The organism is Streptomyces sp. NPDC049585 (assembly GCF_040675615.1).
Lineage (GTDB): Bacteria > Actinomycetota > Actinomycetes > Streptomycetales > Streptomycetaceae > Streptomyces > Streptomyces luteosporeus.
Genome location: NZ_JBFAPE010000012.1, coordinates 78140 through 94644, shown reverse-complemented (window position 1 = coordinate 94644; position 16505 = coordinate 78140). Strand labels below are relative to the sequence as shown.

1 protein-coding gene is annotated in these 16505 nt (G+C 77.0%); it reads left to right on the top strand.

Going from position 1 to position 16505, the window contains the following annotated elements; translation table 11 throughout:
• The first annotated feature begins 68 nt into the window (after nt 1–68).
• Nucleotides 69–16505 carry a type I polyketide synthase gene (locus tag AB0K17_RS15485; protein WP_365983212.1) on the top strand — a complete coding sequence of 5479 codons (16437 nt, stop codon included), beginning with the start codon at nt 69–71 and terminating at the stop codon, nt 16503–16505.

Genomic DNA, 16505 nt, shown 5'->3' with positions numbered 1-16505 from the left:
AGTGTCGGCAGCCGGCAGGTCTGTGCCCCGGTCCGGCTCCGGCATATCACCGAGGGGTTGACGTCCTGATGTCGAACGAGGAGAAGCTCCGCGAGTACCTCAAGCGCGCCATCGCTGACCTCCACGACACCCGCCAGCAGTTGGGCGAGAGCGAGGAACGCCGGCGCGAGCCCATCGCCATCGTGGCCATGGGGTGCCGCTACCCCGGCGGGGTGCGCTCGCCGGAGGAGCTGTGGGAGCTGGTCGGCGGCGGCGTGGACGCCGTCTCGGGCTTCCCCGCCGACCGCGGCTGGGACCTCGACGCGCTCTACGACCCCGACCCCGCCCACCCGGGCACCACCTACGCCCGCGAGGGCGGATTCCTGCACGACGCCGGGGAGTTCGACGCCGGCTTCTTCGGCATATCGCCGCGCGAGGCGCTCGCCATGGACCCCCAGCAGCGGCTGCTGCTGGAGACCGCGTGGGAGACCGTCGAGCGCGCCGGCATCGACCCGGCCACCCTCGCCGGCTCCCGCACCGGCGTCTTCGTCGGCACCGGCTACGGCGGCTACGACGCCGCCTCCCTGGGCACGGCCGCCACCCCGCGCTCGGCCGGCTCCCGCGCCGCCGCGCGACAGGCCGACGAGGCCGGCGGGCACCTGCTGACCGGCAACGCCATCAGCGTCTCCTCCGGCCGCATCTCCTACACCCTCGGCCTCGAAGGCCCCGCCGTCACCGTCGACACCGCCTGCTCCTCCTCGCTGGTCGCCCTCCACCTGGCCGTCCACTCGCTGCGCCAGGGCGAGTGCACCCTCGCCCTGGTGGGCGGGGCCACCGTGATGTCCACGCCACAGATGTTCGTCGAGTTCTCCCGCCAGCGCGGGCTGGCCGCGGACGGCCGCTGCAAGCCGTTCTCCGCGGCGGCCGACGGCACCGGCTGGAGCGAGGGCGTCGGCCTGCTGCTCGTCGAGCGCCTCTCCGACGCGCGCCGCAACGGCCACCCCGTGCTCGCCGTCGTGCGCGGCTCCGCCGTCAACCAGGACGGCGCCTCCAACGGCCTCACCGCCCCCAACGGCCCCTCCCAACAGCGCGTCATCCGCGCCGCCCTCGCCAACGCCGGCCTCAAGCCGGCCGACGTCGACGCCGTCGAGGCGCACGGCACCGGCACCACCCTCGGCGACCCCATCGAGGCCACCGCCCTGCTCGCCACCTACGGACAGCAGCGCCCCGCCGAGCGCCCCGTCCTCCTCGGCTCCCTCAAGTCGAACATCGGCCACACCCAGGCCGCGGCCGGTGTCGGCGGCGTCATCAAAATGGTCCTGGCCATGCAGCACGGCGTGCTGCCCAGGACCCTCCACCTCGACGAGCCCACCCCGCACGTCGACTGGAGCGCCGGCCACGCCCGCCTGCTGACCGAGGCCGAGCCCTGGCCGGCCGGCGACCACCCGCGCCGCGCCGCCGTCTCCTCCTTCGGCGTCAGCGGCACCAACGCCCACGTCGTCCTCGAACAGGCCCCCGACCAGGAGGAGTACGACGGCGAACGGCCCGACGCGCCCGCCGGCCGCGTCCTGCCCTGGGCCCTGTCGGCCGCCTCCGCCGACGCCCTGCGCGCCCAGGCAGCACGCCTCGCCGCCCATCTGCGAGCCCGCCCCGAGCAGGACACCGCCGACATCGCCTGCTCCCTCGCCCTGACCCGGCCCCTGCTCGAACACCGCGCCTTCGTCGTGGCCGGCACCCGCGAGGAGCACCTCGCCGCCCTGGAGGCGCTCGCCGCCGGCCGCGGCGCCGCGGGCCTGGCCACCGGCGTCGCCGCCCAGGCCACCACCGCCTTCCTCTTCGCCGGCCAGGGCGCCCAGCGCGCCGGCGCCGGACGCGCCCTGCACCGTACGCACCCGGTCTTCGCCGCGGCCTTCGACGAGGTGTGCGCGGAGCTCGACCGCCACCTCGCCCCGCACGTCGAGCGACCCCTCGCCGACGTCGCCCTGGCCGAGCCCGGCACCCCCGAGGCCGCGCTGCTGGACCGCACCGTGTACACCCAGGCGGCCCTGTTCGCCGTCGAGGTCGCCCTCCACCGGCTCCTCGCCTCCTGGGGCGTCACCCCCCGCTTCCTGGCCGGCCACTCCATCGGCGAACTGGCCGCCGCCCACGTGGCCGGCGTGTTCGACCTGCCCGACGCCGCCCGCCTGGTCGCCGCCCGCGGCAGCCTCATGCAGGCGCTGCCCGACGGCGGCGCCATGGTCGCCGTCGAGGCCACCGAGGAGGAGATCGCCCCCTCCCTCGCCGACCTGACCGACCGCGTCGCCCTCGCCGCCGTCAACGGCCCCGCCGCCGTCGTCGTCTCCGGCGACGAGGACGCCGTCACCGCCGTCGCCGCCCGGTGGGAGGCGCGCGGGCGCCGCACCAAGCGGCTGCGCGTCAGCCACGCCTTCCACTCCCCGCACATGGACGGCATGCTCGACGCCTTCCGGCGCGTCGCCGGGAGCATCACCTTCCACGCCCCGCGCATCCCCCTGGTCTCCACCCTCACCGGCACCCTCGCCGACGCGGACGAGCTGTGCTCCGCCGCGTACTGGGTCCGCCAGGTGCGTGAACCCGTCCGCTTCCACGACGCCGTCCGCACCCTTCAGGCCGCGGGCGTCACCGCGTACGCCGAGCTCGGGCCCGGCGCCGTGCTGACCCCGATGGTCCAGGACTGCCTCACCCCGGACGCCCCTGCGGACGATGCGCCCGCGCTCGTACCGCTGCTGCGCGCCGACCGCCCCGAGCCGCGCGCCCTCGCCGAGGCGCTCGCCGCCCTGGCCGCCCGCGGCGTGCGCACCGACTGGGCCGCCTTCTTCGAGGGCACCGGCGCCCGCCGCGTCGACCTGCCCACCTACGCCTTCCAGCGCGCGCACTACTGGCTCACCCCGGGCGACGCCCCGGACGCGAAGACCTCCCCGGCCGAGACCCACGCCGTCGACGCCGACTTCTGGGAGGCCGTCGAACGCCAGGACACCCGGGCCCTGTCGGCCGTCCTGGCCCTCGACGGCGCCGACGCCGAGGCCACCCTCGGCGGCATCCTGCCCACCCTGTCGGCCTGGCGGCGCCGGCGCACCACCCGCGCCGCCGCCGACGCCTGGAGCTACCGCACCACCTGGACCCCCGTCACCGGCAGCACCGGCCGTATCCCGGACGGCCGCTGGCTGCTCCTGCTGCCCGAGGGCACCGACGACGACGCCTGGGCCGCCGGCCTCGCCGACGCCCTCACCCGGGACAGCGGCCTGCGCGCCGAACGCCTCACCCTGGACTGCGCCGCGGACGCAGCGGACCTGACCGGCCGGCTGACCGCCGCCCTCGCCCAGGACGCGCCGCTCGCCGGCGTCCTGTCCCTCCTCGCCCTCGACGAACGCCCCCACCCCGCCCACCCCTCGGTGCCCCTCGGCCTCGCCGCCACCGTCACCCTCGTCCGTACCCTGGAGACCGCCGACGCCGGCGCACCCCTGTGGTGCGCGACCCGCGGCGCCGTCGCGGCCGACGAGCGCTCCCCGCTCACCAGCCCCCTCCAGGCCCAGGTCTGGGGCCTGGGCCGGGTCGCCGCGCTCGAACACCCCGGCGTCTGGGGCGGCCTCGTCGACCTGCCCGCCACCACCGACGCCCGCACCGCCACCGCGCTCCTGCACGTCCTCGCCGACGGCCGCGAGGACCAGGTCGCCGTCCGGCCCGCCGGCGTCCTCGCCCGCCGCCTGACCCGGACCGCCGCCGCGACCGACACCGACTGGCAGGCGCACGGCACCGTCCTGGTCACCGGCGGCACCGGCGCCCTCGGCGCCCACGTGGCGCGCCGCCTCGCCGAGGCCGGCGCCGCCCACCTCGTCCTCGCCGGCCGCCGCGGCCCCGACGCCCCCGGCGCCACCGAGCTCGTCACCGAACTCGAGGCCCTCGGCGCCCGCGTCACCCTCGCCGCCTGCGACGTGGCCGACCGCGACGCGCTCGCCGCCCTGCTGGCCGGCATCGACGACCTCACCGGCGTCGTCCACGCGGCCGGTGTCCTCGACGACGGGATCCTGCAGACCCTCACCCCCGAGCGGCTCGCGGCCGTCCTGGCCCCCAAGGCCGCCGCCGCCCGGCACCTGCACGAGCTGACCTGCGATCACGCCCTGTCGTTCTTCGTGCTGTTCTCCTCCATCACCGGCGTCGTCGGCAACCCCGGCCAGGCCAACTACGCCGCCGCCAACGCCTACCTCGACGCCCTCGCCGAACAGCGCCGGCAGCACGGCCTGCCGGCCACCTCCCTCGCCTGGGGACCATGGGCCGGCTCCGGCATGGCCGCCACCGGCGAGAACCTCGCCGGGCGCATGAGCCGCGACGGCCTGCGCCCCCTGGCGCCCGGCCCCGCGCTCGCCGCACTCGGACACGCCGTGGCCGGCGGCACCGCCCAGCTGACCGTCGCCGACATCGACTGGGCCGCCTACGCCCCCGCCCTGACCGCCGCCCGCCCCAGCGCCCTGATCGGCGACCTGCCCGAGGCAGCCCGCGCCCTCGCCCCCACCGGCCCCACGGGACCCGGCACCGGCGCGGCGGGCCAGTCGCCGCTGCGCGAACGCCTGGCCGCACTGCCCGCCGCGGAAGCCGACCGCGCCCTGGTCGACGTGGTCCGCACCGAGGTCGCCGCCGTCCTCGGACACGCCTCCACCGACGCCGTCGGCACCCGGCGCGCCTTCCGCGACCTCGGCTTCGACTCCCTGACCGCCGTCGAACTGCGCAACCGCCTGGCCACCGCCACCGGCCTGCGCCTGCCCGCCTCCCTGCTCTTCGACCACCCCACGCCCGCCGCCGTCGGCCGCCACCTGCGCGAGCAACTCCTCGGCACCACCGGCCAGGACGCGCCCGCCGCACCCGCCGCCGCGGCCGCCGGCACCGACGAGCCGATCGCCATCGTCGCCATGGCCTGCCGCTTCCCCGGCGGCGCCGCGACCCCCGAGGACTTCTGGCGACTGCTGTCCGACGGCGCCGACGGCATCACCGCCTTCCCCACCGACCGCGGCTGGGACCTCGACCGCCTCTACCACCCCGACCCCGACCACCAGGGCACCAGCTACGCCCGCGAAGGCGGCTTCCTGAGCGACGTCGCCGCCTTCGACGCCGGCTTCTTCGGCATCTCCCCGCGCGAAGCCCTCGCCATGGACCCCCAGCAGCGCCTGCTGCTGGAGACCGCCTGGGAGGCGATGGAGCGCGCCGGCATCGACCCCGAGTCGTTGCGCGGCTCCCGCACCGGCGTGTTCGCCGGCACCAACGCGCAGGACTACCAGAGCATCCTCGACGCCGCGCGCGACGAGGTCGCCGGCCACCTGCTCACCGGCAACGCCGCCAGCGTGGTCTCCGGCCGCCTGTCCTACACCTTCGGCTTCGAGGGCCCGGCCGTCACCGTCGACACCGCCTGCTCCTCCTCGCTGGTCGCCCTGCACATGGCCGTCCAGTCGCTGCGCCAGGGCGAGTGCACCCTCGCCCTCGCCGGCGGCGTGACCGTGATGGCCACCCCGTACTCCTTCGTGGAGTTCTCCCGCCAGCGCGGCCTGGCCGCGGACGGCCGCTGCAAGCCGTTCGCCGCCGCGGCCGACGGCACCGGCTGGAGCGAAGGCGTCGGCCTGCTGCTGGTCGAGCGCCTCTCCGACGCGCGGCGCAACGGGCACCCGGTCCTTGCCGTGGTGCGCGGCTCGGCCGTCAACCAGGACGGCGCGTCCAACGGACTGAGCGCCCCCAACGGGCCCTCGCAGCAGCGCGTCATCCGTCAGGCCCTGGCGGGCGCCGGCCTGCAGCCGGCGGACGTCGACGCGGTCGAGGCGCACGGTACGGGCACCACGCTCGGCGACCCCATCGAGGCCCAGGCACTCCTCGCCACCTACGGCCAGGACCGGCCCGCCGAGCGGCCCCTGCTGCTGGGCTCCGTGAAGTCGAACATCGGCCACACCCAGGCCGCCGCCGGCGTCGCCGGCGTGATGAAGATGGTCCTGGCGATGCAGCACGGCGTCCTGCCCAGGACCCTGCACCTGGACGAGCCGACCCCGCACGTCGACTGGAGCGCCGGCGCCGTCGCCCTGCTCGCCGAGGAGACCGCATGGCCCGACGCCGGACGGCCCCGCCGCGCCGGTGTCTCCTCCTTCGGCATCAGCGGCACCAACGCCCACATCATCCTCGAACAGGCCCCCGCCGAAACCGCCGACGAGCAGCAGCCGGCCGGCGCACCCGAACCCACCCTGCCCTGGACGCTGTCGGCCCGCACCGAGGCCGCCCTCGCCGACCAGGCCCGGCTGCTCGCCGACCACCTGCGCACCCACCCCGACCTCGCACCCGACGACGCCGCCCACGCCCTGGCGACCGGCCGCACCGCCATGGACCACCGCGCCGCCGTCACCGCCGGCGACCGCGCCGGCCTCCTCGCCGGCCTCGACGCCCTCGCCACCGGCGCGCCCTCGCCGCACGTGCTGCAGGGCACCGCCGACGGCGACGGGGGAGTGGTGTTCGTCTTCCCCGGCCAGGGCTCGCAGTGGGCCGGCATGGCCCTCGAACTCCTCGACGACTCCCCGGCCTTCGCCGCACGCCTCGCCGAGTGCGCCGCCGCCCTCGCCCCGTACACCGACTGGTCCCTGACCGCCGTCCTGCGCGGCGAGCAGGACGCCCCCGGCCTGGACCGTGTCGACGTCGTCCAGCCCGCCCTGTGGGCCGTGATGGTCTCCCTCGCCGAGGTCTGGCGCGCCCACGGGGTGCGCCCCGCCGCGGTGCTCGGCCACTCGCAGGGCGAGATCGCCGCCGCGGCCGTCGCCGGCGCCCTCTCCCTCGACGATGCCGCCAAGGTCGTCGCCCTGCGCAGTCAGGCCATCGCCCGCGAACTGTCCGCACGGGGCGGCATGGTGTCCGTCGCCGAGCCCGCCGACGCCGTGCGCGCACGCATCACCGCCTGGGGCGAGGACATCTCCGTGGCCGCCGTCAACGGCCCCGGCTCCGCCGTCGTCTCCGGCACCCCCGAGGCCCTCGACGAACTGATCGCCGCCTGCGAGCGCGACGGCGTGCGCGCCAGGCGCATCCCCGTCGACTACGCCTCCCACTCCGCCCAGGTCGAGCGGATCGAGGACGAACTGCTCACCCTCCTCGACGGCATCACCCCCCGCACCGCCGACATCCCCTTCTGCTCCACCGTCACCGGCAACCTGCTCGACACCACCGCCCTCGACGCCGCCTACTGGTACCGCAACCTGCGCCGCACCGTGGAGTTCGAGCAGGCCACCCGCACCCTGCTGCGCGCCGGCCACCGCGTCTTCGCCGAGGTCAGCCCGCACCCGGTGGTGATCGCCGGGGTGCAGGAGACCGCGCAGGACGCCGGCGTCGCCGCGGCGGCCGTGGGCACGCTGCGCCGCGACGAGGGCGGGCTCGCCCGCTTCCGCACCTCCCTGGCCGACGCCTGGGCGCACGGCGCCGCCGTCGCCTGGGACGCCTTCCTCGCCGGCACCCCCGCCCGCCGGGTGCCGCTGCCGACGTACGCCTTCCAGCGGCAGCGGTTCTGGCCGCGCCCGGGCGGCGGCAGCGGCGACGTGACCGCCGCCGGCCTGCGCGCGCCCGGCCACCCGCTGCTGGGCGCCACCGTCGAACTCGCCGGCGGCGACGGGCTCATGGCCACCGCCGTGTGGTCGGTGCGCACCCAGCCCTGGCTCGCCGACCACGCCGTCTCCGGCGCCGTCGTCGTCCCCGGCACCGCGCTCGTCGAGGCGGCGATCCGGGCCGGCGACGAGCTCGGCTGCGGCCGCCTGGCCGAGTTGACCCTGCACGCCCCGCTGGTGCTCCCCGAGCGCGCCGAGGCCCGCGTCCAGATCGTCGTCGGTGCCGCGGACGCCTCCGGCCACCGGTCGCTGACCGTCCACGCCCGCACCCTCGACCCCGCCACCGGTGCCGCCGACGGCCCCTGGACCGAGCACGCCACCGGCACCCTCGCGCCCCCGGCCCCCGCCCCCGCCGACGACCTGCTCACCTGGCCCCCCAAGGACGCCGAGGCCCTGCCGGTCGAGGACCTGTACACCGACCTCGCCGCACGCGGCTACGGCTACGGGCCCGCCTTCCAGGGCGTACGGGCCGCCTGGCGGCGCGGCGCCGACATCCTCGCCGACGTCGCCCTGCCCGAGCCCGCCCTGGCCGACGCCGCCCGCTTCGGGCTGCACCCGGCCCTGCTGGACGCCGCCCTGCACGCCGCCGGTCTCGGCGCGCTGCCCGCCGGCGACCGGCCCGGCATGCCGTTCTCCTTCAGCGGCGTCGCCCTGCACGCCGCCGGTGCGACCCGGCTGCGCGCCCGCCTGACCCCCGCCGGGCCGGACGCCGTCACCGTCGTCCTGGCCGACGGCACCGGCCGCCCCGTGGCGAGCATCGACCGGCTGACCGTACGGCCCGTGCCCGCCGCCCTGCTCGACCCCGCGGCCCACGTCGCCCGCGAGGCGCTGTTCCACCTCGACTGGAGCCCCCTGCCCGGCACCCCCGCCGACGCGGCGCCCGCCACCTGGGCCCTGGTCGGCGACCCCGGCCCGTACCCGGCCGGGGCCACCGCACCGGACCTCGCCTCCCTGGACGGCACCCCCGACGTGGTCGTGGCCACCGGCGCACGCACCCCCGAGGACGCCCTGGACCTGCTGCAGCAGTGGCTGGCCGACGACCGGTGGGCGGACTCCCGCCTGCTGGTCCTCACCCACGGCGCCGTCGCCACCCACGCCGGCGAGGACGTCACCGACCTGCCCGGCGCGGCGGTGTGGGGCCTGCTGCGCTCCGCCCAGTCCGAGAACCCCGGCCGCATCGTCCTCGCCGACCTCGACGACCAGGCCGACTCCCGCGCCCTGCTGCCGCGCCTCGCCACCGCCGACGAACCCCAGCTGGCCGTGCGCCAGGGCACCGCCTACGTACCGCGCCTGGCCCGCACCCACGCCGCCGCGCCCCTGCCGGCCCCGGAGAGCGGGCCCTGGCGGCTGGACATCACCGAGAAGGGCACCATCGACAACCTCGCCCTCGTGCCCTGCCCCGAGGTGGCCGAACGGCCGCTCGGCGAGGGCGAGGTCCGCATCGCCGTCCGCGCCGCCGGCCTGAACTTCCGCGATGTCCTCAACAGCCTCGGCATGTACCCCGGCGGCGCCGAATTCCTGGGCTCCGAGGCCGCCGGCGTCGTCGTCGAGGCCGGGCCCGCGGTGAGCGGGATCGCCGTCGGCGACCGGGTGATGGGCATGGTCCCCGGCGGCTTCGGCCCGCTCGCCGTCGCCGACCACCGCGTCCTGGCCCGCATCCCGCGCGGCATGACCTTCGCCCAGGCCGCCGCCGTCCCCGTCGTCTTCCTCACCGCGTACTACGCGCTGCGCGACCTCGCCGGCCTGCGCGCCGGGGAGTCGGTGCTGATCCACGCCGCCGCCGGCGGCGTCGGCATGGCCGCCACCCAGCTCGCCCGCCACTGGGGCGCGGAGGTCTACGGCACCGCCTCCACCCGCAAGCAGGAGGGCCTGCGCGCCGGCGGCTGGCCCGCCGAGCGCCTCGCCTCCTCCCGCACCCTGGACTTCGAGGGCGCCTTCCGCGAGGCCACCGCGGGCCGCGGCGTCGACGTCGTCCTCAACTCCCTGGCCGGCGACTTCGTCGACGCCTCCCTGCGGCTCCTCGCCCCCGGCGGCCGCCTGATCGAAATGGGCAAGACCGACATCCGCGACGCGGACGAGGTGGCCGCCGCCCACGACGGCGCCCGCTACCGCGCCTTCGACCTCGTCGAGGCCGGGCCCGAGCGCATCCGGCAGATGCTCGCCGAACTCGTCGCCCTCTTCGAGGACGGCACCCTGCAGCCGCTGCCCGTCACCGCCTGGGACGTCCACCACGCCCGCGAGGCCTTCCGGTACGTCTCCGAGGCCCGCCACGTCGGCAAGGTCGCCCTGACCGTGCCCCGCCCCTGGGACCCGGACGGCACCGTACTGATCACCGGCGGCACCGGCGAACTCGGCGGCCTGCTGGCCCGCCACCTCGTCACCGATCACGGCATCCGGCACCTCCTCCTCACCGGCCGCCGCGGCCCCGACGCCCCCGCCGCCCGGCAGCTGTGCGCCGAACTCGAGGACCTGGGCGCCACCGTCACCGTCGCCGCCTGCGACGCCGCCGACCGCGACGCCCTCGCCGGCGTCCTCGCGTCCGTCCCGGCCGCGCACCCGCTGACGGCCGTCGTGCACGCCGCCGGCGTCCTCGACGACGGCGTCGTCACCGCCCTGACGCCCGAACGACTGCGCACCGTCGCCCGCCCCAAGACCGATGCGGCCGCCCACCTGCACGAGCTCACCGCGGACCGCGACCTCGCCGGCTTCGTCCTGTTCTCCTCGGCCGCCGGCGTCTTCGGCTCGCCCGGCCAGGGCAACTACGCGGCCGCCAACGCCGGCCTCGACGGCCTCGCCCAGCACCGCCGCGCGCACGGCCTGCCCGCCACCTCCCTCGGCTGGGGCCTGTGGGAGCAGGCCAGCGGGATGACCGCACACCTCGACGAGAGCGACCGCGCCCGCTCGCGGCACTCCGGCGCCCTGACGCTGTCCACCGCCGACGGCCTCGCCCTCTTCGACGCGGCCCTGGCCGCCCACCGGCCCCTGCTCGTGCCCGTCCGCCTGGACGGCACCGTCCTGCGCACCCGCACCCCCGAGCAACTCCCCGCCCTGCTGCGCACCCTCTACCGGCCCACCACCACCCGGCGCACCACCGGCGCCGGGACCGGGCACGGCGACGGGCTGCGCCACCGGCTGGCCGCCCTGCCCGCCGCCGACCGCCGCGGCACCCTCCTCGACCTGGTCGCCACCTGCGTCGCCGCCGTCCTCGGCCACACCGGCACCGACACGGTGCCCACCGACCGGGCCTTCCGCGACCTGGGCTTCACCTCCCTGTCCTCCGTCGAACTGCGCAACCGCCTGTCCACCGCCACCGGGCTGCGGCTGCCCGCCACCCTGGCCTTCGACCACCCCTCCCCGGCCGCCCTCGCCGACCACCTGTACACCGAACTGACCGATGCCACCGAGGAGGAGAGCTCCGCGGCTCCCACCGCGGCCCCCGCGGGCGAGGACGAACCGGTGGCCATCGTCGGCATGGCCTGCCGGCTCCCCGGCGGCGTCCGCTCGCCCGGCGACCTGTGGCAGCTGCTCGTCTCCGGCACCGACGCCATCGGCCCCTTCCCCATCGACCGCGGCTGGGACGCGGAGCGCGTCTACGCCTCCGTACCGGAGGGGCCCGGCACCTCCCGCACCCGCGAGGGCGGCTTCCTGCACGACGCCGCCGACTTCGACGCCGGCTTCTTCGGCATCTCCCCGCGCGAGGCGCTGGCCATGGACCCCCAGCAGCGTCTGCTGCTGGAGACCGCCTGGGAGGCGTTCGAGGCTGCCGGCATCGACCCGCGCTCCGCGCGTGGCTCCCGCACCGGCGTCTTCGCCGGTCTGGCCTCCAGCGACTACCTCAGCCGCGTCCCCGAGGTGCCCGAGGAACTCGCCGGGCACGTCGGCAACGGCAACGCCATGAGCGTGGTCTCCGGCCGCGTCGCCTACACCCTCGGCCTGGAGGGCCCGGCCGTCACCGTCGACACCGCCTGCTCCTCCTCGCTGGTCGCCCTGCACATGGCCGTCCAGTCGCTGCGCCAGGGCGAGTGCACCCTCGCCCTCGCCGGCGGCGTGACCGTCATGTCCTCCCCGCGGCTGTTCACCGACTTCTCCCGGCAGCGCGGCCTGGCCGGCGACGGCCGCTGCAAGGCCTTCGCCGCCGGCGCGGACGGCACCGGCTTCGCCGAGGGCGTCGGCCTGCTGCTCGTCGAGCGGCTCTCCGACGCGCGTCGTAACGGGCACCGGATCCTTGCCGTGGTGCGTGGCTCCGCCGTCAACCAGGACGGCGCGTCCAACGGCCTGAGCGCCCCCAACGGCCCCGCCCAGCAGCGCGTCATCCGCCAGGCCCTGGCGGGCGCCGGCCTGCAGCCGGCGGACGTCGACGCGGTCGAGGCGCACGGCACGGGCACCACGCTCGGCGACCCCATCGAGGCGCAGGCACTCCTCGCCACCTACGGCCAGGACCGGCCCGACGACCGGCCGCTACGACTGGGCTCGATCAAGTCGAACATCGGTCACACGCAGGCCGCCGCCGGCGTCGCGGGCGTGATGAAGATGGTCCTGGCGATGCAGCACGGCGTCCTGCCCAGGACCCTGCACCTGGACGAGCCGACCCCGCACGTCGACTGGAGCGCCGGCGCCGTCGAGCTGCTGACCGAGGAGACCGCATGGCCCGACGCCGGACGGCCCCGCCGGGCGGGCGTCTCCTCGTTCGGCATCAGCGGCACCAACGTCCACGTCGTCCTCGAACAGGCCCCCGCAGAAACCGCCGTCGAAGAAGTCGAAGAGGAGGCCGAGGAGCCCGGACGCACCCTGCCCTGGGTGCTGTCGGCCCGCAGCGAGGCCGGACTGCGCGGACAGGCCCGCACCCTGCTCGACCACCTCTCCGGCCACCCGGCCGCCCGCCCCCTGGACACCGCCTTCTCCCTCGTCACCCGGCGCGCCGCCCTCGAACACCGCGCCGTCGTCGTGGGCACCGGCCGCACCGAGCTGACCGAGCGCCTGCACGCCCTCGCCGAAGGCCAGCCCGCACCGGGCGTCGTCCACGGCGGATTCGCCGGCTCCCGCGAGCGCAAGGTCGTCCTCGTCTTCCCCGGCCAGGGCTCCCAGTGGGCCGGCATGGGCAGCCGACTCCTCGACGAATCCCCGGTCTTCGCCGACCGCATCGCCGCCTGCGAGAAGGCCCTGTCCCCGTACGTCGACTGGTCCCTGACCGCCGTCCTGCGCGGCGAGGACGGTGCCCCCGGCCTGGAGCGCGTCGACGTCGCCCAGCCCGCCCTGTGGGCCGTGATGGTCTCCCTCGCCGAAGTCTGGCGCGCCCACGGCGTACGCCCGGCGGCCGTGCTCGGCCACTCCCAGGGCGAGATCGCCGCCGCGGCCGTCGCCGGCGCCCTCTCCCTCGACGACGCGGCCAAGGTCGCCGCCCTGCGCAGCCGGGCCATCGCCCGCGACCTCTCCGGCCACGGCGGCATGATGTCCCTCGCCGCACCCGCCGACGCCGTCCGCGAACGCCTCGCCGCCTGGGGCGACAAGCTCTCCGTCGCCGCCGTCAACGGACCGGCCACCACCGTCGTCTCCGGCGAGAGCACCGCCCTCGACGAACTCCTCGCCGCCTGCGAGGAGGACGGCGTGCGCGCCAAGCGCATCCCCGTCGACTACGCCTCCCACTCCGCCCAGGTCGAACACATCCGCACCACCCTGCTCACGGACCTCGCCGACCTCGCACCCCGTACGGCGGACGTTCCCTTCCTGTCCACCGTCACCGGCGAATGGACCGACGGCAGCGCCCTCGACGCCGCGTACTGGTACGAGAACCTGCGCCGCACCGTCCGCCTGGAGGACGCGCTGCGCAGCCTCCTCGCCCAGGGCCACGACGTCTTCGTCGAGGCCAGCCCCCACCCCGTCCTGACCATGGGCATCGAGGACACCGCCGCCTCCGCCGGGACCACCGCGGTCGTCCTGGGCTCCCTGCGCCGCGACGACGGCGCAGCCGAACGCCTGCTGACCTCACTGGCCGAGGCCCACGTCCACGGCGTCGACGTCGACTGGCTGCCCGCCGTCACCGGCGGCCGCCCCACCGACCTGCCCACCTACGCCTTCCAGCGCGAGCGCTACTGGCTGGAGGCCACCGCCGCCACCGGCCCCACCGGAATCGAGCGCACCGTGCGCCTCGCCGACGACAGCATCGTCCTCACCGGTCGCATCGGCCTGGACAGCCACCCCTGGCTCGCCGGGCACCGCCTGCACGGCACCGCCCTCGTCCCCGGCACCCTGCTGCTCGAATGGGCCGTCCGCGCCGGCGACGAAGCCGGCTGCGCGCTCGTCGAGGAGCTCACCGAGGACCAGCCGCTGACCCTGCCCGCGCAGGGCGGCGTGGACCTCCAGGTCACCGCCGCAGCGGCCGACGCCTCGGGCAGCCGCACCCTCACCGTCCACTCCCGGCCGCAGGGCGCCGCCGAGGACGCGCCCTGGACCCGCAACGCCACCGGCACCCTCGCCCTTGGCGCCCGTACCCCACTGGCAGCCCCCTCCGGCACCTGGCCCCCGGCCGGCGCCACCGAAGAGGACACCGCAGCACTCCTGGACACCCTGGCCGCCCACGGATACGAGCACACCGAAGCGTTCGCCACCCTCCACGGCCTGTGGCGGCACGACGACACGCTCCTCGCCGACGTCGCCCTGCCCGAGGACGACGCCACCGGATTCCACCTCCACCCCGCCCTGCTGCAGCAACTCCTCACCCTCGCCGCCGGGCAGCAGCCACAGACCGCCCCCGCCCCGCCGCACACCTGGCGCGGCGCGAGCCTGCCGGCCACCGGCGCCGACCGGCTGCGCGTGAGCATCACCCCCACCGGCACCGCCAGCGAACTCGCCCTGACCGCCACCGACACCACCGGCACGCCCGTCCTGACCGTCGACGCGATCACCTTCCGCGAGCCCACCGCCGACCGGCTCACCGCCACCGGCACCGGCGGCCACCACGACGCCCTGCACCTCGTGCAGTGGATCCCCTTCACGCCGCAGGAGCCGCGGACGCCCGGCACGTACGCCACGGCCGGCACCGCCACCGCCCCGCTCGCCGAGGCCCTCGCCGAGGCCGGAGCCGTCGTGCACCACCACGACGACCTCGCCGCGGCCGCCACCGCCGCCACGACCGTCCTCACCACCCTGACACCCACCGAGGCCACCGCCGCCGGCACCCGCCGGGCCGCCCAGGAGGCCCTGACGCTCGCCCGCACCTGGCTCACCGCCGACGCCACCGGCGCCGGCCGCCTGGTCCTTCTCACCCGCGGCGCCGTCGCCGCCGGCGACGACGACACCGTCCCCGCACCGGCCGCGGCCGCCGCCTGGGGCCTGCTGCGCTCGGCGCAGTCCGAACACCCCGGCCGCTTCCTGCTCGCCGACCTCGACGACGACCCCCGCTCCGCGGCCGCCCTCGCCACCGCCCTGGCCGCCGCCGACGCCGCCGGCGAGACCCAACTGGCCCTGCGCCGCGGCACGCTCACCGTCCCGCGCCTGCACCGCGCACCGCGCACCGGCGCCACCGCCCCGCAGTGGGACCCGACCGGGGGAGAGGGCACCGTCCTGATCACCGGCGGCACCGGCACCCTCGGCAGCCACGTCGCCCGGCACCTCGTCACCCGGCACGGCGTGCGCCACCTGCTGCTCACCGGCCGGCGCGGCCCCGACGCCCCCGGTGCCGCACAGCTGCGCGAGGAACTGACCGCCCTCGGCGCCCACGTCACCGTCGCCGCCTGCGACACCGCCGACCGCGGCGCCCTCGCCCGGCTGCTCGCCGCCGTCCCCGCCGGCCACCCGCTGACCGCCGTCGTCCACGCCGCCGGCGTCCTCGACGACGGCCTGCTGGAGAACCTCACCCCGCAGTCCCTCGACCGGGTGCTGCGACCCAAGACCGACGCCGCCTGGAACCTCCACGACCTCACCCGCGACACGGACCTCTCGGCCTTCGTGCTGTTCTCCTCCTTCGCCGGCGTCGCCGGCGGCATGGGCCAGGCCAACTACGCCGCCGCCAACGCCGCCCTGGACGCCCTCGCCGCCCACCGCCGCGCCACCGGCCTGCCCGCCGTCTCCCTCGCCTGGGGATACTGGGAGGATTCCAGTGAATTGACGGCCACGCTGGACGACGTGGACCTCGACCGCTTCGCCCGCTCCGGCATGCTGCCGATCCCGACCGCCCACGGCCTCGACCTCCTCGACGCCGCCGCGGCCGCCGGCAGCCCCCTGCTCGTGCCCGTACGCCTCGACCCCCGCGCCCTGGCCGCCACCGGCAACGTACCTACCCTGCTGCGCGCCCTGGTCCGCACCCCCCTGCGCCGCACCGCCGCGCGCACCGAAGCCGCCGAGCACTCCCTCGCCCGGCAGCTCACCGGCCTGTCCACGGCGCGGCAGGAGGCCCTGCTGCTGCAGCTGGTCGGCGGGCACGTGGCCACCGTCCTCGGCCACGCCGCGGCCGACGCCGTCGAGGCCGAACGCGGCTTCCTCGACCTCGGCATGACCTCCCTGACCGCCGTGGAACTGCGCAACCGGCTCAACGCGGCGACCGGCCTGCGCCTGCCCACCACGGCCGTCTTCGACCACCCCACCCCCCTCGGGCTCGTCCGCCACATCCGCGACCTGCTCGCCCCCGCCACCGACGAGGGCGCGCCCGAGGCCGGCACACCCCTGTTCACCGGGCTCGACACCTTCGAGGCCGCCCTGGCCGCCGCCGAACTCGACGACGACGCCCGCGCCCGCCTCGTCCAGCGCCTGAAGGCCCTGCAGTGGAAGCTCGACGCCCCCGGCGACGGCGCCCCCGCGCAGGACGGCGAGGACGACGCCGACCTCGACGCCGATCTCGACGCCGCCACCAGCGACGACGAGATGTTCGACCTCATCGACAAAGAACTCGGCCTCGCCTGA